17 protein-coding genes are annotated in these 19721 nt (G+C 48.1%); 4 read left to right on the top strand and 13 right to left on the bottom strand.

Annotation, left to right across the window (positions count from 1 at the left end):
* Positions 1–40 precede the first annotated feature (40 nt).
* Positions 41–1489 (top strand): Ig-like domain-containing protein, encoded by a 1449-nt coding sequence (locus tag ACU37H_RS11690; RefSeq protein WP_472704257.1) that lies wholly within the window; start codon positions 41–43, stop codon positions 1487–1489.
* An 87-nt stretch (positions 1490–1576) separates the two neighbouring features.
* Here ACU37H_RS11690 and ACU37H_RS11685 read toward each other — a convergent pair whose 3' ends face one another.
* The 3 genes from ACU37H_RS11685 to ACU37H_RS11675 form a co-directional block, all read right to left on the bottom strand.
* On the bottom strand, positions 1577–2227 hold the full coding sequence (locus tag ACU37H_RS11685) for a tetratricopeptide repeat protein (RefSeq protein WP_472704259.1): 651 nt from the start codon (positions 2225–2227) through the stop codon (positions 1577–1579).
* Positions 2228–2533: 306 nt separating this feature from the next.
* Positions 2534–2953, bottom strand: coding sequence for a bactofilin family protein (locus ACU37H_RS11680; RefSeq protein WP_472704261.1), 420 nt, complete (start codon positions 2951–2953; stop codon positions 2534–2536).
* A gap of 11 nt (positions 2954–2964) precedes the next feature.
* Entirely contained in the window at positions 2965–3777 is an 813-nt protein-coding gene (locus ACU37H_RS11675) for a peptidoglycan DD-metalloendopeptidase family protein (protein ID WP_472704263.1), read from the bottom strand.
* A 223-nt stretch (positions 3778–4000) separates the two neighbouring features.
* On the opposite strand from ACU37H_RS11675, the gene ACU37H_RS11670 reads away from it, so the two are divergent.
* Positions 4001–5017: a COX15/CtaA family protein gene (locus ACU37H_RS11670; protein ID WP_472704265.1), complete on the top strand. Its 1017-nt coding sequence runs from the start codon at positions 4001–4003 to the stop codon at positions 5015–5017.
* A gap of 16 nt (positions 5018–5033) precedes the next feature.
* On the opposite strand, the gene ACU37H_RS11665 is transcribed toward ACU37H_RS11670, so the two are convergent.
* Positions 5034–5660 carry a helix-hairpin-helix domain-containing protein gene (locus tag ACU37H_RS11665; RefSeq protein ID WP_472704267.1) on the bottom strand — a complete coding sequence of 209 codons (627 nt, stop codon included), beginning with the start codon at positions 5658–5660 and terminating at the stop codon, positions 5034–5036.
* A gap of 287 nt (positions 5661–5947) precedes the next feature.
* Here ACU37H_RS11665 and ACU37H_RS11660 point away from each other — a divergent pair, with 287 nt between their 5' ends.
* Entirely contained in the window at positions 5948–6676 is a 729-nt protein-coding gene (locus ACU37H_RS11660) for a ThuA domain-containing protein (protein ID WP_472704269.1), read from the top strand.
* Positions 6677–6693: 17 nt separating this feature from the next.
* Here ACU37H_RS11660 and ACU37H_RS11655 read toward each other — a convergent pair whose 3' ends face one another.
* The 6 genes from ACU37H_RS11655 to ACU37H_RS11630 form a co-directional block, all read right to left on the bottom strand.
* Positions 6694–9084: a phosphoketolase family protein gene (locus ACU37H_RS11655; protein WP_472704271.1), complete on the bottom strand. Its 2391-nt coding sequence runs from the start codon at positions 9082–9084 to the stop codon at positions 6694–6696.
* A gap of 42 nt (positions 9085–9126) precedes the next feature.
* Positions 9127–9441, bottom strand: coding sequence for an HPF/RaiA family ribosome-associated protein (locus ACU37H_RS11650; protein WP_472704273.1), 315 nt, complete (start codon positions 9439–9441; stop codon positions 9127–9129).
* Positions 9442–9679: 238 nt separating this feature from the next.
* A complete protein-coding gene (locus ACU37H_RS11645) occupies positions 9680–10924 on the bottom strand; it encodes a hypothetical protein (protein WP_472704275.1) in 1245 nt (414 codons plus the stop codon).
* A 21-nt stretch (positions 10925–10945) separates the two neighbouring features.
* The gene (locus ACU37H_RS11640; RefSeq protein WP_472704276.1) at positions 10946–11281 is read right to left on the bottom strand and encodes a hypothetical protein; all 336 of its coding nucleotides are present in this window, start codon (positions 11279–11281) and stop codon (positions 10946–10948) included.
* A 59-nt stretch (positions 11282–11340) separates the two neighbouring features.
* Entirely contained in the window at positions 11341–11640 is a 300-nt protein-coding gene (locus tag ACU37H_RS11635; RefSeq protein ID WP_472704277.1) for a winged helix-turn-helix domain-containing protein, read from the bottom strand.
* Entirely contained in the window at positions 11637–12248 is a 612-nt protein-coding gene (locus tag ACU37H_RS11630) for a hypothetical protein (protein ID WP_472704279.1), read from the bottom strand. Before ACU37H_RS11630 ends, ACU37H_RS11635 begins: the two co-directional genes overlap by 4 nt.
* 173 nt (positions 12249–12421) lie before the next feature.
* Here ACU37H_RS11630 and ACU37H_RS11625 point away from each other — a divergent pair, with 173 nt between their 5' ends.
* Complete coding sequence (locus tag ACU37H_RS11625) at positions 12422–12868, top strand: DUF305 domain-containing protein (protein WP_472704281.1); 447 nt, start codon at positions 12422–12424, stop codon at positions 12866–12868.
* Here the strand turns inward: ACU37H_RS11625 and ACU37H_RS11620 are convergent.
* From ACU37H_RS11620 to ACU37H_RS11610, 3 genes are read right to left on the bottom strand one after another with little or no spacing between them, the layout of a single operon-like run.
* A complete protein-coding gene (locus ACU37H_RS11620) occupies positions 12865–18270 on the bottom strand; it encodes an AAA domain-containing protein (protein WP_472704283.1) in 5406 nt (1801 codons plus the stop codon). The genes ACU37H_RS11625 and ACU37H_RS11620 overlap by 4 nt on opposite strands.
* 18 nt (positions 18271–18288) lie before the next feature.
* A complete protein-coding gene (locus ACU37H_RS11615; RefSeq protein ID WP_494407545.1) occupies positions 18289–19212 on the bottom strand; it encodes a M48 family metalloprotease in 924 nt (307 codons plus the stop codon).
* Between the two features lie 36 nt (positions 19213–19248).
* On the bottom strand, positions 19249–19479 hold the full coding sequence (locus ACU37H_RS11610; protein WP_472704285.1) for a hypothetical protein: 231 nt from the start codon (positions 19477–19479) through the stop codon (positions 19249–19251).
* Positions 19480–19721: the final 242 nt, after the last annotated feature.

The following is a 19721-nucleotide window of genomic DNA, read 5'->3' as shown; positions in this document are numbered from 1 at the left end:
AAAATTGAAAATCGGCGAGCCTTCTTGCCTAAAACGTTATATGTTTGCTTTCTATATGCGTGCTAAAAATATCCTGTTTGTGGGTTTCCTGGTAATTTCGGCCATCGCTGTCCTGTTGTTCGAAACCGGATGTGCCAGTATTGTACCGCCCTCCGGCGGGCCCAGAGATTCCTTACCGCCGGTTATCGTTTCAGTAGTTCCCGAAAATCAGACCCTGAATTTTAAAGCGAAGGAAATCAATATTGAATTTGATGAATACGTGGAGCTGAATGATATTTACCGCACCCTGCTGATATCGCCCTTTCCGAAGATCATGCCGGAAGTAACGCGAAAGCTAAGGACCGTTACGGTGAAGATCAAAGACACCCTGCAGCCAAACACCACTTATGTTTACAATTTTGCCAAGGCGATCAAAGACCTGAATGAAGGGAACCAGGGAAAAGACCTTTTATATGTCGTATCCACCGGATCCTATATCGATTCGATGGAACTCAGTGGCAACGTGCGTATGGCGAGAACCGGCAAGGCAGATTCTACTTTATCCGTTATGTTGTACAACAACCTCGATGACAGCGCTGTTGTGAAAGAAAAACCAAGATATGTAACCCGGGTAGATAGTACCGGTACGTTCTTTTTCAGGTTTCTCGCCCCGGGCCAGTATCGCTTGTATGCCATGAAAGACGAAAGCGGCAGCTATATGTACAATGGCCAGCAGGTATTTGCTTTTGCAGATTCCGCGGTGACCATTGCGACCGAACCTCCCGCGCCCATTCGTTTGTGGGCTTATGAACCGCAGGGCCGTAAAGAGGACTCGGATCAGGAACTTGACATGAACGAAAAAGAAAAGCGGTTAAAATATAAGACCACACTGGAAGGCAGTCAGCAAGACCTGCTCTCCGCTTTCAAGATCCACTTTGATCACCCGCTGAAGACCTTCGACACCACGAAGATGACCCTGACCATCGACAGCAGCTTCCGGCCGGTTACCGGTCAGCGATTCAGCCTCGACAGCACGGCACGGGTAATCACCATGAATATGCCCTGGATACCGGACACAGTGTACAACCTGGTGTTGGAAAAGGAATTTGCTTCGGACAGCCTGGACCGCCAGATCTTTAAAAGAGATACTATCACGTTTAAAACGAAAGCCCGCGAGGATTATGGCCAGGTGCGCATCACCTTTGTGGATATTGAGATGGAGCGCCACCCCGTGTTGCTGATCACGCAGGGCGAAACAGTGAAAGACGCGTTCCCCATCCCGGCCAACCGGATCATTGACCTGCAATTGTACAATCCCGGCGAGTATGACATGAAGATCCTGTACGACACGAATCAGAATGGGCAATGGGATCCTGGTGAATTCTTCATCGAACACCGGCAACCGGAGCTGATCAATGATATCGACCGGAAACTGGTAGTAAAGCCGGAACGAATAGAAGACTTCGAGATCAAAAGAGGCAGGGGACTTCCGCTCAATCCACCCAGATAATACATTAGGAGTTGACAGAGGACAGGATGTTTGAAGGATCCTGTGTGCCTGCGCGATCTTTTTGATGGGACAAACGCCGGAAATAGCTTACCCGGGCATTCTTGAAATGTACTTGCCGATCTCTTTCACCTGGTCAACGATCTGAGGTGTGGTGGGATTGCAGGCTTTTGCCTTACGATAAAAATCTTTCGCAGCGCGAAACTCCCTTTTATTCATCATGATGCTGCACATCTGCAGGTAAGCAGCCGCTTCATTTTCTTTATCAGGAAGTCCTTTGCGGATCGCCTGGCGGATATAGCTTTCACCTTGTTTGATATTGCCTTTCTGCATGGCCAGCATGCCCATTTGTAACATGCTTGCGCCTTCTGCTTCCTTCATGGGCATACCCAGGTCCAGGCCTTTTTTCATCATCGTTTCAGCACCGTCAAAATCCTGTTTGCTCATAGCAATATTGCCTTTGAGTGTGTAGTATACCGAGCGGATCGGCTTATAAAGCAGGTTGGGAAATTTAATTGAATTCAATACTTTTTCTGCACCGTCCATGTCTCCGTTTTCCATATACTCCTGGATCAGCCTCAGCGGACCAAAGAAGAAATGACTGAAGATGAGAATGACAGCGATCAGGTATAACGGGAATGCAGGCCAGAAGCTGGCCGCAAAATTGGTGAATATGCCCGCCAGCAGTACAATAATGGCGATCGGTAACCTGTATCGGATTAAAAAAGTATATGCTTTCATTTGTATTTTTTTATAGAATTGCTCTTATCACCTGGAACAGCAAATAAAATACTCACTCCCTTAGCGGACGGAAATGAATTTTTATCCCTTGTTCATCTGTTCTTTTGAAATTTCGGGTGGCAAAGATACGGGTTATGAGTTTTACCCATAACGAAAGGATGCAGGAGCAGAGCAGAGGGCGCGACTCAAAAGAAAACTGGTCTGACCGTCTCGGTCTGACCAGGGTGCCGGAGTTCTTTACCCCGCGCTTCCTACCATGGACTTGCCCATTGCCTTTGCTTATTGCCTATTGCGTACCCGTCATCCCTACGCAGACACCGGCAACGTTTTAGGAGCCAGGTTGTCGATCGCTTTGACATCGCCTGTCATATGCAACTGGCCGTTGTAGGTACCACCGGTTTCGATCAATATGGTTTCGGTATGAATATCTCCCCGGATGTTCCCGGTAGATTTGAGCTGGATGCTTTTGCAGTAAATATTGCCGTTGAGCGTGCCGTACACAATCAGGTTTTCGGTGGTAACATCGCCTGTCACGGAAGCGCCTTCACCAATGACCAGTCCTCGCTGCAACTCAATATTTCCTTCTACCCGCCCATCGATCCTGACCGTACCTTCCCCTTTCAGTTCGCCCTTCACCAGCAGGTCTTTGCCGATCATACTGTTGATGGGTTCCTGGTTTAAAATTGTAGCATCTTCAATGTGCATGCGTTTTTTCTTGCCGATCATTGCTAATTGTTTTAGAAATTTAAATACCCCAGCGGGTCAATCCGCTTATTGTTCCTGTGAATTTCATAATGAAGGTGTGGCCCTGTCGAGCGCCCCGTGCTTCCCAGTTTGCCGATGACGGTGCCCGGCACCACTTTGTCTCCCTTCGACACCGTTATGGCAGAAAGGTGTCCGTAAAGCGTCTTGAGATTCTGCGGGTGAGCAATGATCACGCAATTGCCGTAGCCTCCTTTCCTGCCGGCGTGGATCACTTTGCCCCTGGCTGTCGTTTTTACGGGCTCGCCCATGGTACCTTTAAAGTCGATGCCGCCATGCAATTCGGCGCCGGTCCCGGAAAAAGGGTTGGCCCGGTAACCAAACCGGGAGGTGATAGGGCCGGCATGCGGCCTCCCGACAGGAACAGCTGTGACGGTTTCCTCAAGTTCTTTAAGCCGAGACAAATAATGGTCTGTGGCATTGTCCACATCAGTAATGTCCAGCGGTTCTCCACCCACGTCCGGAATCGCGATCTCTTCCAGCCCTTTTGTTTTGAGCAACTGGTTGATCTTGTTCAGGTAGTCATTAATTTCAATAAAAGAGCGCTGCACTTTGGAAACATCCGCTTTCATTTTGAGCTGTTGGACAAACGTCAGCTTCTTAGCGTAGTAGGAACTGGTTTGCTGATAGATCAAAAATCCGATCACCAGGCCCATGATGATGAAAGCGACGGACGCATAGATCACATATTTACGCCAATGAAGGATCAGATGTGAAGGAACCTGCAAAGGTTTCCGCGATTGGCTCTGTGTATCAATAAAAAGAATGGACGTTTTTTGCTTCTTCATAGTATACAATCAGTTGGGTTGCCTTTATTAAAAGTCAGTACCTGGTCCTTCAAAAATACAGGAACCTGATTAATTATGCGTTAATTCCCGGCGAAGCACCGTGATTTAAAGTTTTGATAATAAAGCATCAAGCTGTTGAGTAGCGGCTTTGTGAAGCCTGGCGGCAACGGGAAAAACAAGCCGCGGTGTTTACGGGGGATATACTATAATTTTGCACCCGATTATGGATTTAAAGAAGAACAGGCCCGTGGCCATCTGGCTGTTTATCGGTGCCGCAATGATCATCATACAGGTTTTGCTGGGCGGCATCACCCGCCTCACCGGCAGTGGGTTATCCATCACGGAATGGAAACCGATCTTAGGCGCATTGCCCCCAATGAACGAACAGGACTGGAATACAGCGTTTGAAAAATATAAGCAGATCGCGCAGTTTAAATACATCCATAATTACTTCTCGCTGCAGGACTTTAAATCTATTTATTTCTGGGAATGGCTGCACCGCAACTGGGCGCGGTTCATGGGTGTGGTATTCATCATTCCTTTTGCTTACTTCGTTTATAAAAGAAGGATCGACCGCAGCATGCTGTGGCCGATGATCATCCTGTTTGTTTTAGGGGCGCTTCAGGGAGCCATCGGCTGGATCATGGTGGCCAGCGGCGTAGGAACCGACCTGGTGTACGTCAGTCATATCCGCCTGGCGGCCCACTTTATTGCCGCGCTGATCCTGCTCGTGTATGTCGTATGGTTTGCGTTGAAAATATCAGTGCCGGACTTTAAAAAAGCGCGCGTTCCGGCGGTCAGGAACTTCACCGCCCTGCTACTGGTATTGCTGACAATACAACTCATTTACGGCGCGTTTATGGCGGGCACACACGCGGCCAAATCGTCCGTCACCTGGCCCAGCATCAACGGCCAGCTGATCCCCGACATGAGCGAAGGCGGCATATTTCACAATCTCCTGGCCATCCAGTTTATCCATCGCGGACTGGCTTACCTGATCACCTTGCTGGTCATCGTGTATACGGTGCAGCTTCACCGGCAGATACGCGGTCTCACTATTTACAAGCTGCGGAACCTGCCATTGGTCATTACATTGGTGCAGGTGCTATTGGGCGTGCTTACGCTGGTCAACTACCTCACACCTTCAAAAATATGGCTGGCCATCTCCCATCAACTGGTGGGCATTCTTTTATTGATCACGCTGGTGATCACGTATTTCTACAGTGCTAAAAGGCGGTAGGTCCGCTACAAGCTGATTATTTTCCGGCCAGCAAGGTTTGCTGCAGAGCCGCCAGCTCGTCCCATTTTGCGGCAGCTGCTAACTTCGCCTGTTTGGGCCAGGAAGACGGGTCGTGCAACTGGAATTTAGGTCCGGCTGCGTCCAGGATCGCTTTCAGTTTTTTGATAGATGCTTTTCCTAAAGCCGGGTACGTTACAATGCCTTCCTTTTCAAGCAGCTTAGCGATCTTCTCGCCAATACCTTCCACTTTGGTCAGGTCATCCTTGGCTACGACTTTTTCTTTTTTAGCCTTAACGGGAGTAGCTTTCTCTTTTTTTGGTTTTGCCGCAGCTTTTGGTTTTTTGACCACCGCTTCTTCCGTTGCCGTCGGCACAACGATCACAGAATTGTCCACTCCAAATACATGGTTATACGTGTATTGTTGAGCGTTCCAGTCGTTCACCCACTGGCCATTGTTCAGCAAAAAGCGGTATTCATAGGTTTTACCTGCTTCCAGGTCTACCGACGCTGAAAAGCTACCATCCGATTGCGCGCTTAACTGGACGGCTTTATCAGGATTCCATCCATTAAAATCGCCTAATAAAACAGCTCCTGTCGCGGTTCCTAATGCGGCAGCAGGTAAAGTAAATGTGATCTTTTTCATGAGTATTTCTTTTTATAGTTCTGATGAAACTCCTTTCACCAGCTTGTTTGCAGTATACTTGATGGAGCAGGAACTGTTGATATAACGCACCCGTGCCTCATGCATTGGCAATGAGACGCGGCCCTACTTCATCGTTAATTTGTTTGAAAAAATGTGCAGTTTGCAGCCGCAAATATAACCAAACTCTCACAAGGAACCGGTTACCCGTCGCAGCGCGTTCAAAAAATGTGGATAGTAAAGATAATTTGCAGTACATTAGTTCTTTAATCCCCGTAAAATATTCTGCCATGTTAAACCGGATTGCTTTCATCGCTCTGCTCCTTATCGCTTGTGTCGCTGCCGCTTTTACTGAATCTGCAAAACCCAAGGTGCTGCTGATGACAAAGACCAACGGCTTTTATCATTCTTCCATTCCCAAAGGGATCGAAGCGGTGCAGAAACTGGGCGCTGAAAACGGCTTTGAAGTGGTGGAAACTAAGGACTCTACCTTGTTTACGGATAGCAATCTGAAACAGTACGCGGCTGTGATCTTCCTGAGTACCACCGGTACCATTCTGAATGAGGATCAGAAAGCGGCGTTGCAAAAGTTTGTACGCTCCGGCCATGGCTTCGTGGGTATTCACGCTGCCGCGGACACAGAATATGACTGGCCCTGGTACAATAAAATGGTGGGGGCCTGGTTCCTTAGTCACCCGAAACAACAGGCGGCCAGGCTCATCGTGAAAGACCGCAAACACCCTTCTACAAAACAACTACCCCAGGTTTGGGAAAGAAAGGATGAATGGTATAATTTTAAAAACATCAACCCCGATATCAAAGTACTCCTGACCATTGACGAGAAAAGTTATGAAGGCGGCAAGAACGGCGATTTTCACCCGATGGCCTGGTATCACAACTTTGAAGGCGGCCGCGTTTTTTACACCGGTTTGGGACATACGGATGAGTCGTACGACGAACCGCTGTTCTTACAGCACCTGGCAGGAGGTATTCTCTATGCGATCGGCACTAAGAAATAACGAAGTCAAGCCCGTTTTTATTCCGGTGCAGCATCCGGCTGTTCCGACCATTTCCAATCCCTGATCTCAGGCATATCAATTCCCTGCTCGCGGATGTAATTCTTGTGCGCAATATGCTTGTTCTTCATTTCCTCTTTGATATAGGACACAGTGTCTCCCAGTTGCGGCAGCCGGTTCAGGGCATCCTGCACCAGGCTAAAGCGATCCATTTGATTCAGCACGGTCATATCGAAAGGCGTGGTGATCGTTCCTTCTTCCTTATAACCTCTTACATGGATGTTCTGATGGTTGGTGCGGCGATAGGTGAGGCGGTGAATCAGCCAGGGATAGCCATGAAAGGCAAAGATGACCGGCTTGTCTTTGGTAAACAACGCGTCAAAGTCAGCGTCTCCCAGGCCATGCGGGTGCTCTGATGCGGGCTGCAGCCTCATCAGGTCTACCACATTGACCACTCTTATCTTAAGATCAGGGCATTTTTCCCGGAGGATGGATACCGCGGCCAGCGTCTCGAGCGTAGGCACGTCGCCGGCGCAGGCCATTACCAGGTCGGGCGTGACGCCTTCATCATTACCGGCCCACTGCCAGATCCCGATTCCCTTTGTGCAATGCGTTACTGCTTCGTCCATAGATAACCATTGCGGAGACGGGTGTTTGCCGGCAATGATCACATTTACATAATGCCGGCTTTTCAAGCAGTGGTCCGCCACTGAAAGCAGACAATTGGCATCAGGTGGCAGGTATACCCGCACGACAGATGCTTTTTTATTTACCACATGATCGATAAAGCCCGGATCCTGGTGGGTAAACCCATTATGGTCCTGCCGCCACACGTGGGAAGCCAGCAAAATATTCAGCGAGGGCAGCTTTTTGCGCCAGCTGATCTCGGAGGTCATTTTCAACCATTTGGCGTGTTGGTTGAACATGCTGTCGATGATATGGATAAAGGCTTCATAGCAATTGAACAGGCCGTGTCTGCCCGTCAGCACATATCCTTCGAGCCACCCTTCGCACTGGTGTTCGCTCAGGACCTCGAGTACCCTGCCTTCATTTTTCAGGAACTCATCTTCCTCTTCAATATCGGCCAGCCATTGGCGCTGCGTGGCGTCAAAAACGGCATTCAGCCGGTTGGATAATGTTTCATCAGGCCCGAAAATCCTGAAGTTCCTGGATTCAAGGTTGAACTTAATCACATCCCTGATTAAAGCGCCCAATATCCGGGTGTCCCCCGGCCCCACAACGCCTCTCGTCGGCACATCGAAAGCATATTCCCTGAAATCCGGCAGGTGCAGATCCCGCAGAGCATGCCCGCCGTTGGTATGCGGATTGGCGCCCATGCGGCGGTCACCCTTGGGAGCCAGCGATTTTAGTTCGGGCAACAGGCGTCCTTCAGCATCGAAAAGCTCTTCGGGCCGGTAGCTTTTCAGCCATTCTTCCAGCGCCGTCAGATGTTCCGGATCGTGTGCCGGATCTGAAAGCGGCACCTGGTGCGACCTGAATGTACCTTCGACCGGCTGCCCGCCTACGTACTTCGGACCCGTCCAGCCTTTGGGCGATTTTAAGATGATCATGGGCCAAATGGGACGTAGCAGCGGTTCGCCTTTTGCCGCTTCTTCCCTGATCTTCCTGATATCTGCCACGACTTCGTCCAGCACCTTGACCATGCGCCCATGCATGTAGGCAGGATCTGAACCGTCTACCCAATAAGGTTTCCAGCCATAGCCCTTCATCAATTGATCCATCTCTTCCTTTTCGATACGGGCAAAAATGGTGGGATTGGCGATCTTATAACCGTTGAGGTGAAGGATCGGCAACACGACGCCGTCTTTCACAGGGTGCAGGAATTTATTGGAATGCCAGGCCGTAGCCAAAGGACCGGTTTCCGCCTCGCCGTCTCCGATCACACAGGCGACCCAAAGATCCGGGTTGTCGAAAGCAGCACCAAATGCATGGCTCAGCGAATAGCCCAGCTCGCCTCCTTCATGCATGGACCCCGGACACTCCGGAGACACGTGACTGGGAATACCGCCGGGAAAAGAAAATTGCTTGAACAGCCTGCGCAATCCGGCTTCATCCTGTGTGATCTCCGGATAGATATCGCTATACGTGCCTTCGAGGTAGGTATTTCCCACCAACGCGGGACCACCATGGCCCGGCCCGGAAATGTAGATCATGTCCAGGTCGTACTTATTGATGATCCGGTTCAGGTGGGTATAAATAAAATTCTGCCCGGGCGTTGTACCCCAGTGGCCCAGCAACACCTGTTTGACATCTTCCAGCCTCAATGGTCTGCGCAACAACGGGTTGTCCCGCAGATAGATCTGGCCTACCGACAGGTAATTAGCCGCGCGCCAGTAGGCGTCCAGTCTGTCCAGCTCCTCTTGGGAGATGGCTTCCGCAGTATTGTTCATAAAGGGAGTGGTTTAGAGGGCGATAAGATGAGGTAAAAGCGCCTAATGCGTTCTCATTTTACCCATAATGGTTTCCAGCGTTGTCCTGAGCTTGGCCGCAGCGCCACTGATAGCAAGATCATAGGTCTCACCATCGTCGGTCACCGCGATAGGGTCGCGGCCCTTAATTTTCGCTTCGATATTACAGCGTTTGTCATTCCCGGTGTCCTTGTCTGCATTCTGATCTGACAGGTATATTTCTATGCGTGTAAGATGTTCGATGAAATGATCAATTTCGCCTTCAACCATTCCTTCTATTTTGTCTGCATAATCTGTACTAACCGAAAGGTTATTGTCTGTGTTGATTTGAAAAATCATAAGTTATATGTTTAATTTATGTAGGATAATATAAAAGATTGTACCAAAATCGGTTTCGATCAATATACCAATTAATTTCCGGATTGAGGTGGTTCTTATGTTTAAAATATTCTTAAGAGAAAAAGATCAGGCGCAAACAGGATGATGGTTATTGAGCCGCCACTGACAAGGACTTCCGGTCCTTGGCAAAAGAAAACTCCACAGGATTCAACCTGTGAGGTTTAGACTTGTAATGTGACTATTTGAACCCGAACAGGAAGGGAAATAAAAAAGTAACCACAACAGCCCAGATAAAATACACGGGCAGGTACCACGCGATGATATTGCCCACCTGCTGAAGACTTTCCTTTTTAAACAGGATCCTTAATAGCCGGGCCGTTACCAGCAACAGGTTCCCCAGTATCAGGAGATTACTTCCTAAAACAGCGGCGCGGTTGGGCGTAATGCCCCATTCTGAAATACGAAATAAAATAGCGGAGAGGGCGACGCCGTTCACGAGGATGGTGATCACTGATAAAAGAAACAGCACCCATACCTGAAACGGATGAGTGGCTTCAGGCGCCGTACCGGCAACAGAAAAGAAGATGATCGCCATAACGCCTACAAGCAAGAGGTTAAAAATAAGCAAGAACTCGCGATCATTGTAAGGGTCTTTTCCGGAATAAACTATGGCAATGAGGTAAGCCACCAGCATTACCAGTACCAGGGGGCTGAAGATCCTGGCAATGACAGGAGACACTTTACCGACCAGCGATGGATTGACCTGTGTAAGATAGGTTCCGATCACCGGTGCGGCCGGAAGCGCGAACAGCGCCACATTCTCGATATAAAATTCTTCAATGTTAAAGCCGATGAGCGAAAACAATCCGATCGTCAGGCCCGTTAACAGTACGCCGGCAATGACCACCAGCGTGGTGATCACCACCAGGTCCCCGTTATATTTCAAAAACCCGATGCGCTTTTCAGCATCGCGCTTGTGGCTTCCGGCGAAAGCAAATCCCAGTATGGCCCAAAGGAAAAGCACCATATGAAGACAGGAAAGGATCAGCGTATCGCTCTTCTGATCATCGGGCAGGCTATTGATGAACACAATACCCGCCAGCGTGGTGCCGGCAATGAACAGGATCTTACGGAGAGCGAGCTGATTGCGCCAGGCAAAATAGCCGGACAAAACAGGGAAGATGATAAAGCCCGCATTCCTGGTGTAGAACCATTCTTCGCTGACGGGTAGCATATAAGGCAACCGGGAAAGACAACCCGCTATCACGGCGGCCAGGATCGCAAACAGCAATTCCCGGGAGTTGCCCCACGACAGGTCGTCTCCCTCGTAATGTAATCGTGCATGCCAGGAATCAGCCACGGCATGGCCGGAGATCTGACTATATACGGCCTGGAATGCTTTTTTAAAACCCGCTTTGTCTGTGCGGTACATCTTTTCCAGTTGAACAGGATTGTTCAGCTGCGTCATTATTTCTTGTGTCATGATGATTTTGTTTAGCATGAATTAATTCCATAAAGTACCGTCCAGTCCCAGTACCGATCCCAGCCACAGGGCGACGATGTACCCGATACAACCGATGAGGATGGCAAGAAGATGATTCAACCCTGCTATCCGGCGCAAATGGTCCATGATATGATAAAAGGCGCCGCCCATTGCCCCGGCGATCGGCGTGATGATCAGCGGCCGGAGCGCCCACAGGCGCGGCCAGGAAGGATCGGGATTTTCTACGGATGCTACAAAAGTCGCGATCAATATCAGCGCGATCACGGCGCCAATCGCCATTCTTCTGGCAAGCGCAACGGACAAAAAGGATGGATTTGCTTGTGGATGGAGTGTCATAAAAGATGATTTTTTGTTTTAAAAGTACTTTGCATTTCAAAGTTTATGGATAAAAAAATTTATTGTTGAGATCTGATCAGTTGTTCCAGCGCTTTCAAATGGGCTTCAAATGTTTTTTTCCCTGCCTCCGTGATAAAGTACTGCGTGTTAGGTTTCCGGCCTACAAATGTTTTGTTCATCCCTACAAAGCCTTCGCCTTCCAACGCTTTCAGGTGACTGGCCAGGTTGCCATCTGTAACGTCGAGCAACTCTTTCAGTGCCACAAAATCGACGCTCTCGTTAACAGCCAACACCGACATGATCCCCAGCCGCACCCTGCTTTCAAAAGCCTTATGTAAACCGTCTATCGAAATTTTCATCGCTCGTATCGGTAGTGCATATAAATGCCATAAACAATATGTAACAGTCCAAACCCCATCGCCCACAACAGCAATGCATAACTCTCAAAACAGGCGCTTGCCAGGCCCAGGACGATCTGGATCAACCCCAGGCTTTTCACTTCCTTATAAGTGAACTTGCCCGCCATGTATAACGAAAGCCCGTAAAATAGTAAGGTAGAAGGAATGATGAGATACAGTAGTCCTTTTGAAATACAGATCAGGATGAAGAAGCCACCCGCGACCAGCGGCACCAACATGTAGCTGACCAGCTGACGCGTAGGAACGTTCCAGAAGCTTTCCTTCCGCTTCCGTGCATTCCTTAGCGACAGCACGATGGCCGTAACGATGGAAAGCAACAGCACGGCAACGCCCAGCAGGATCACATTTGTCAGTGAAGAACCGCCGTCTGTACCACCCGTGGAAGTGGGATTGAAATGAAACAACTGGTGAGCAATATAAGCGCCCAGCAAAGCGTAGATGCCGGCCATAATGCCCGCCAGTCCTGACAGCGACAGGAACTTGGTAGAGCGCTCCATCATGGAGCGCATCTCGGTAATATGTTTCAGGTAATCCTGGTCCTCTTTCATTGAAAAGTACTTTGAAGTACAAAGTTAGTGTTTTGGATGATGCAGCCAAATATTCGGGAGAAATTTTTTCGGAAGGGGCAGTTCAAGGCATTGCACTATTTGATACACACGTTGTTGGCAGCTGGTGTAATTATTGATGCAGGTTAAAGGCGTTATCAATAAAAGTCAGATTTATGTACAAGAAACTCTTTTTAACCCTCTCCGTTTCGTTCATCATTATGTATGGTGTCATGTTTCTAAATGTTGACCGCGCGGCGCATTACCACACAAGCCTCACCCGTATCTATATGTCTCTCCTAATGGTAGCGCCTATGGCCATCCTGATGGTCGTATTTATGAAGAAGATGTATCCAAAAAAAGGGCTCAACATGAGAATCATTGTACTGTCGGCGGTCATCTTTGCGGCAGCCCTCTGGGCACTGCGATCACAGACACCAATTAGTGATGTGCAATACATGAAAGCTATGATCCCGCATCACTCTTCGGCTATCATGACCAGTAAACGCGCAGCTATTAAAGACCCGGAAGTCAAGCGTCTTTCTCAAAAGATCATCCGGTCACAAGAGGAAGAAATTGCCCAAATGGAGCAGATGCTCAGCAGGATACAGGCAGAGCATTAAAGGGCGCCTTCCACATATCCTTTAGCCGTCCAGGTTGCGATGGATTCCTGAAGAGCGATGGCGGCGGCGGCTTCTGTATCAAAAGATTTTACCTGAACCAGGCCCCGGCTACCGGTTTTTCCTGTTCGCTCCAACAGCCTGACACCTTCCAGCCTGATCTCCCAAAATCTTTCGCCATCCGGAGACAGGAGTCGTGTGTAGTCTGGTTCCGGATCGGCAACTGTATCCTGGGGAGCCGGATCGGGCGTGGGAAGGGGAGACATATTTACCTCCTGTGTCACCTTACCACTTAATACTTTTTCTATCTGTGACAGGATGTGGGCTTTATCTTCCAACCAATCTTTGGCGTACACCTGGAAGATCTGCCATCCGAAACTTTCGAGTATTTCAGGACGTTGATAATATTGCTCCACCAGATCGCTGTTTTGATAATGCGCCTCATCATCAACGAGTATGCCCAGGCTATACAAGCTGTCGTCAGCATTCTTCTTCACACCCAGCGAGCACTTAAAACCGCTGTGCCCGATATTTTCTTCGACCACGTAGCCTTTCCCGCTCAACGCCTTTTTCACTTCAGCAGCAATCGTGGAAACTCCTGTTGCGGAATCAGTATTTGTTTTTTGATCACCGGCATGCAAGGTTTTCAAGATAGTAACGGCGTGCTCCATATGACCTGTGCTTATGGTTTCGGCATAGTGTAAAAAACGTTTGAAGTAGTTGGCGCCGTCATTATAATCGTTGGTGATATGATAATGCCGGATGCTGCTGACGACAGCCATATGTTTCCGCGCCCGGCTGAAAATTACATTTAATCTTTTTTCACCGCCTTTTTTGTTGATGGGGCCAAAATTCATCAGCATCTTTTTGTTACGATCGTGTCCATAACATACACTCATGATAATAATATCCCGCTCATCTCCCTGCACGTTTTCCAGGTTTTTAACAAACAACCCGGTAAACTGGCCTTCGTCCTTCCGATTATAAGCTTTCTCAAGCGCCTCTTCCAATTTTTTGTCTTCCGATGCAAGGGCCGTAATGGCATCTTCTATAATACCTTGCTGCTCCTGGCTGAACGCCACAATACCAATGGTATCCTGAATTTCATCCAGCAAAAGACGCCGGACCATGTGAGCAATGTACCTGGCCTCATAGACGTTGCTGCGCGCCTCGTAAATACTGTTGGGTAAATAATGAAAACTGATGCTGCCAGTCAGTAGCGAAGCGGCATTTTGAGCGCCTTCTTCCGGCTTTTGTACTTCCAGTAACGGCTTTTGAACCGCATGCGTGGTCCGGTCAGGGATCGTGAGCAATCCGGATTGATAAAATGCATGGTTAGAATAGCTGATCAAGGTTTCGGATCGACTCCTGTAATGCCAGCTGAGCATGGTGCTGCTCAACTTTCGCGCCCCCTGCACTAACAGACTGTCTGATTCTGTGCTGAGAAATTCGTCTTCTGTTTCACCCTCGGACAGTTCGAGGTCTTCCGGATCCTGCGCCTTTGCCGAAAAGAAATTACTGGGAGGCATCTGCTTATCGTCTCCCACAATAATACATTGCGGTGCGCGAAATAGCGCGGGTATTCCCTCTTCGAGCGTGATCTGGCTGGCTTCATCAAAAATTACGACGTCAAAAAATCCGGTATCCAAAGGCAGGCTATCGCTCACACTAAGGGGGCTCATCAGCCATACAGGCTTTATGTCCTTTAAAACTCTTCCGCTGTCATTGGAAGCCATTTCCCTGATACTTTTATATCGCATGGTTTTGCCCATCTCACGTTCGAGAATCTTCCTCCCCTCAACATATTCCTTTTTCAAAACCCGATCTTCTGCCGTAAGTGTGGATGCGGCTGTATTGCTCAGTTCATAATTTTTTAAGAACGTACTTCTCCTTTTTGCCCGTATATAGTCTCCATTCAGCTTCAGCAGTTTTTTATAATCGGCACTGATCTGATGCGTGATTTCCCGAAGTACATTTACGCTGGTGGCTGCGAATTGGGGGTTACGATCCAGGAAGACTTGCAATGTTTTGCTAGCCATTGTAGCTTCAGCCTGGACGGGTGTTACCGGCATCTTGCGAAGGAAGGTTTGCATGGCTTCCGGTAAGGCAGAAAATTTCTTTAAAGCGGGTAGCAACTCTTTTAATGCGTCACTGTTGCTGCTTATAGACGCGAGCTCGTCTTTAAGCTCATTGCAGTTACCCTCGGCTGAGTCATAGAGGCACTGTTTTAATTGTAGTTCCAGCTCCTGCAATGTATGATTCAACTTGCTTAGCTTCAGCACCAGGTCATTGGCTTGTGGATGTTGAAGTAAAAAGTCGATCTCATCATCTCCCTGCTTTCCTCTCAACGTTTCGATACCCGCGTATACCGTTTCAATTTCCTGGATACCGTATTCCTGTTCCAGGGACTGCTTTTGTTTTGTAGCTGCTTCGTTAGAGACATACTCACGTTGCAATTGCCGGAGCACATCGGAGTATGAAGGCTTGATCTGATGCGAACTAAAATCGTAGGATTGTTTTAATACCTTTTTAAGTCGCCTCCAGTCACCATTCAGAAAACCCAAAAATGATTTTTCATGTTTTGCGGCTATCTCAATAGCGCGGGAAAGTTCCTCTTGGTCCACACGGCGCTGCCACCTGGTATTTGATGCGAGCACCTGTTGATAGTCATTTTTTAACTTCAGGTAGTCCTGATAGGCTTGTTCAAACTCCCGGGATTCCTTGTTTTCTGCATTCACTAATTTCAGGTTACCCGCTCTGGCAAGGGGTTCCAGAATCAACGCATCCTCAATAAGATTTTTAAGATGCTGTAACTGCGCGGCATGCTTCGCCGGTATTTCGTATTGATTTGCCAGCTGCTGAAGCCGGGTAATAGATTCCTGGGCATGGAGCACAATACTGTTCATTAAATTGAACGGATTCTCCGCATGGACCAGATCAATACTCAGATTTTTAAACGGGTGACGGGCAAGTATTGGCTCTGCACCACTCTCATCTAATGCCCTCGCCAGCTGTTCAACCACCTCGCCATATTCTACCCAATCCACATAAGGCGGGACGGTATCGTTCTTATGATCAACATCGGACACCTGGGCTTTAAGCCGCATTAGCACATCGTATAAGTCCCGCGTAGCAACACCTGCCTCCTTCGATACAAACTTTTGCTGTTCGTGGTATTTCTTCAGCAGGTCGATATGTGCTATGAAACGTTCAAGCGTCAGTCTTCTTTGATCACTGATCGCCTGCAGATCCATTTTGTCAGTCAGGAAATTATCATACACTGATTTAAGATCCCGGATAAATTCCTTTTTATCTCCCTGGCTGTCATGAATGTAACAACAAAGCTCGGCCAACCGGTTCTGCTGCAAACGGTGATACACCACATCCAGCGCAGCCCGTTTTTCGCACACGAACAAAACGGTTTTATCATTGGCGAGAAAGTCGGCAATGAGATTCGTAATGGTTTGGCTTTTCCCGGTACCGGGCGGGCCCTGGATAACGTAGCTGTGGCCATCGTGACTTTTTGATACGGCCTTTGCCTGTGTAGGGTCTGCGCCTATTACATGGTACCATTTGGAGGGATCATTCTGCACAGCCGGTGGCTCTGCAGGTCTTGGTTCGTTGCTAAACAACCGGTTGAACACCGGGTGTTCGATCTTCTGTTCGGTAATCTTATTATAGTCGCCCACCAGGCTCATCTTCTTGTAATTGAAGTTCCCGAGCACAACATTGCACACGTCAAAATCCCAACTATATGGATTGTTTTCACTTTCGCTCAGTTCAAAAGTGCTTCTTACCTGAGCGGGTGCGGCAAAGTTCGAAACAGCTGTAGTTGCGGCATCATTGTTTAACAAAAATTCGAGACCACTTTTCATGGGCTTTATTTTTTGTTTAAACAGTTGCAGGCCCAGTGGTTTAAAGTCCTCAGCGCTGTAACTGTAATCAACCTGATGCAATGATAAATTGCCTTTCAGCTTCAAGCGCTTCCTGTAATTATTGATGGTCTGTCGCGCCGTATTATGTATAATCTTTATTCGGGGTTTGTCGATATAGTTGAGCTTGACGCCCTGTTTGGCATCCTCTATCTTTGACCGGAGCAGTTCATAGAACTGATGCATGCTCACGTCATCAAAGTCAATACTTTCAGGTAAGTCTATCCCGTAAAGGTCTTTCAGATAATTGGCAAGTATTGGATTGACCAGGGCGGCATTATCAACGATACGCAGCGTAAACCGTTCTTCCTTCAGGGATTTCCGCCTTTCGATCTCTACCGGCAGCAGAAGCAACGGGCTTTGAATACGTTCGTTCGTATCTTCTTTCAGATTGTGCCAATGTAAGAATGCCACCACCAGCTTCAACTGGCTAAAGCCAAATTCTTTTTTATCATTTTCTGATTGCTGCCTGATGCTGTTTAATTGTGTGTTGAGATAGAGATGATCTTCAAAACGCAGGTATTTATTTAAAGAAATGTCCTTCATCCGGATGATCTGGCTGGAAAGATCTTCATTCCAGGTAAATAACCATTGGGGGTTGATACTTTGATAATGCAACACCAGCGGAACGCTGCTCACAGTAAGATTACAAAACCGTCCATTGGGCTTGTAATAGAGCAGGCGGTTGCGCCTGCTTGTATCAAACAACCGGTTGCGTAGCCTGTCCAGGATAAATGTCTTTCGGTCGCTTTCCTTTTTGGTTTGAAACGCGGCAATGGCGGACAGATCAACCTGTCGCTGCGGGTCATAATCACGGTAGTATCTCAACCTCTGAATTACTTCATGCAGATCACGGGAACGTGCGCTTCGATCGAGCTCTGTCATTTCGGTCACCAGGGCGCATATCGTCGGGTGCATCCTGGGGTTGACTCCGGCAGGCTGATTTCTGAATGCGGAAAATTTGTTCAGGTCATCTGGCTCATAGAGATCGAGTCCCATCACTGCGCTGGCTAATATCAGACCAAGACAGAAGATATCCGTTTGTGCGTCATGATGACCCAATTTGAATTCATAGCATTGGTATCCGCGGAGGTATACAGCATGCGAAAGCTCGGCAATCGCGTCCAGTTGCACCTGCAGGCTGCTAATGGAGGATTGGTCTTGCGAAAGGTCTGTGTCCACCATCAGCCGGTCCGTAATCGAATAACCGCTGATCTGTCCTTTGTCGAGCAACTGCTGCACCCGCTGTAAATGCAGCACCGGCAAATGCGCGAAATTTTCGTCGATGTCCAGCCGCCCTTCATTGAGAAACAGCGTATCCGGCCGGTCAAAAGAACCTACCAGGCCGGCTTCATGAAAGCTCGCCACTTCTTCAAACAAAGGGAGCACCAGTGCCACTACTTCGTCTGTTGACAAAGGGCCGTTGATAAAAGCTGTTTGCAGGTATTGCTGAAAAGTAGTGTTTACAGACATACGAAAAAGGTTTCAAGATTAAAGGTTGGCAGACGAATGATGAGCCTGGAAAGATGTTACTGACTGTTTTTTAAGATAACCCGCCTTCTTATCAGTTAACTTTTGTTCTTTCTTCACAGCGTTTAAAAAGGCAGTGCCGAGGTGCCATTCATCAGCCAGAAGAAAACAATAACCTAATGGCACGTCTTCAAGCTGAGCATCAGCCACGGTGAAATCGTATAGCACGTATCCGAGGTATTCTTTTACACTTTGGTGAAGCTTTTCTATTTGATCGGGAAGATCTGATGTATCAGTGGCGCTATCAGCAACTCCGACGTCAAACTCTTTTGCCAGTGAGACAATATGAGCCGTCTGCATCCAGGATGGTTCAATTATCTTTTGTATCACCTGCCTGGTAAGATCTGCAATTTGTTGCTGCCTGAAAAGATCCAGTTCTTCGATGCTAACGCTCCCTTCGATCATGCTGGCAATATCGGGGTCGGCTTCCTTGCCTTTCTGGTGCCAGAACCATATGGCTCTTGCCCTGATAAAATTTTCAGGATGCGAAAGTCCGGTGGTTTTGGTTTGACCATCTGAAGCAAAGATCTCTTCCGCCTGGCGGATATAGCTGTCTGCATTAACCGTTTTTAGCCCTGTGGCTATTTTTACCAGGGAAGTAATTACCGGGATATAACTTCCTGTTACGAGATAGGCGCCCCTGTCGCAGAAGACTTCCGTGTACAGATTAAAAAGGCGTGCGGTCTCATAATGAGCAGACGTACTTCCCAGGTTATTGGCGACGGCATGCACAATCCGATCTGTAACTTCCAGGTCTCCCTTGTGCTGCGAATAAAGCTGGACGTGAGCTAACTCATGACCAATAACCGCCAATAGCTCTTCTTCCTCCAGCATCTCGATCAATCTGCCGGTAAACACGATGTGTGCTTCGTTATGGATCAGCATCACACTGGCATTTATATCCTCCGTATGCTGAGCCTGCTAAAGCGTCACGGGAAGGTTAAGTCCCAGTTTTTCTTTGGCGATCGTTACTTTATTATATAGTGAGGCATCGGAGTCTTCGGTAAATTTATACGTGTTTTTTAGCAGCTCTTTGCGTAGCTCTGTAAGTTGCTCTTCCTTTTGCTGAACATCCGAAAAAAAATCCCATACTTTTTTCTGATTTTGAAAATATTGAACGGCTTTTTCGTGGTAGGGTAGAAAAGATATCATATTCAGTCTACTATTTTTTGGTTGCTTGAAATCAGCACTTCAAAAGAACGTGCCTGTGGCCGGTTTTGACTGCATCTGTCGCTAAATTATGCATAATTCACCATTCTTTGTCAGGACAATAGTCAACACCTCCGTTTATCCATTTGCAACAGCTGACAAGCGGTGCTTTACAAGATAGGCAATTTATCTGCAAATGATTATGGAATTCCTGATTTTGAAAATAAAGACCTCCCGAGCGGTAT

The organism is Niabella sp. ZPM-14, assembly GCF_055693045.2.
The sequence above is the reverse complement of the archived record's forward strand: the minus strand, read 5'-3'. Positions and strand labels throughout refer to the sequence as shown.

Bases quoted from the DNA above. Each gene is read 5' to 3' on its own strand.
- ACU37H_RS11690 (WP_472704257.1), top strand. From the start codon at position 41: ATGTTTGCTTTCTATATGCGTGCTAAAAATATCCTGTTTGTGGGTTTC.
- ACU37H_RS11685 (WP_472704259.1), bottom strand. From the start codon at position 2,227: ATGAAAGCATATACTTTTTTAATCCGATACAGGTTACCGATCGCCATT.
- ACU37H_RS11680 (WP_472704261.1), bottom strand. From the start codon at position 2,953: ATGATCGGCAAGAAAAAACGCATGCACATTGAAGATGCTACAATTTTA.
- ACU37H_RS11675 (WP_472704263.1), bottom strand. From the start codon at position 3,777: ATGAAGAAGCAAAAAACGTCCATTCTTTTTATTGATACACAGAGCCAA.
- ACU37H_RS11670 (WP_472704265.1), top strand. From the start codon at position 4,001: ATGGATTTAAAGAAGAACAGGCCCGTGGCCATCTGGCTGTTTATCGGT.
- ACU37H_RS11665 (WP_472704267.1), bottom strand. From the start codon at position 5,660: ATGAAAAAGATCACATTTACTTTACCTGCTGCCGCATTAGGAACCGCG.
- ACU37H_RS11660 (WP_472704269.1), top strand. From the start codon at position 5,948: ATGTTAAACCGGATTGCTTTCATCGCTCTGCTCCTTATCGCTTGTGTC.
- ACU37H_RS11655 (WP_472704271.1), bottom strand. From the start codon at position 9,084: ATGAACAATACTGCGGAAGCCATCTCCCAAGAGGAGCTGGACAGACTG.
- ACU37H_RS11650 (WP_472704273.1), bottom strand. From the start codon at position 9,441: ATGATTTTTCAAATCAACACAGACAATAACCTTTCGGTTAGTACAGAT.
- ACU37H_RS11645 (WP_472704275.1), bottom strand. From the start codon at position 10,924: ATGACACAAGAAATAATGACGCAGCTGAACAATCCTGTTCAACTGGAA.
- ACU37H_RS11640 (WP_472704276.1), bottom strand. From the start codon at position 11,281: ATGACACTCCATCCACAAGCAAATCCATCCTTTTTGTCCGTTGCGCTT.
- ACU37H_RS11635 (WP_472704277.1), bottom strand. From the start codon at position 11,640: ATGAAAATTTCGATAGACGGTTTACATAAGGCTTTTGAAAGCAGGGTG.
- ACU37H_RS11630 (WP_472704279.1), bottom strand. From the start codon at position 12,248: ATGAAAGAGGACCAGGATTACCTGAAACATATTACCGAGATGCGCTCC.
- ACU37H_RS11625 (WP_472704281.1), top strand. From the start codon at position 12,422: ATGTACAAGAAACTCTTTTTAACCCTCTCCGTTTCGTTCATCATTATG.
- ACU37H_RS11620 (WP_472704283.1), bottom strand. From the start codon at position 18,270: ATGTCTGTAAACACTACTTTTCAGCAATACCTGCAAACAGCTTTTATC.
- ACU37H_RS11615 (WP_494407545.1), bottom strand. From the start codon at position 19,212: ATGCTGATCCATAACGAAGCACACATCGTGTTTACCGGCAGATTGATC.
- ACU37H_RS11610 (WP_472704285.1), bottom strand. From the start codon at position 19,479: ATGATATCTTTTCTACCCTACCACGAAAAAGCCGTTCAATATTTTCAA.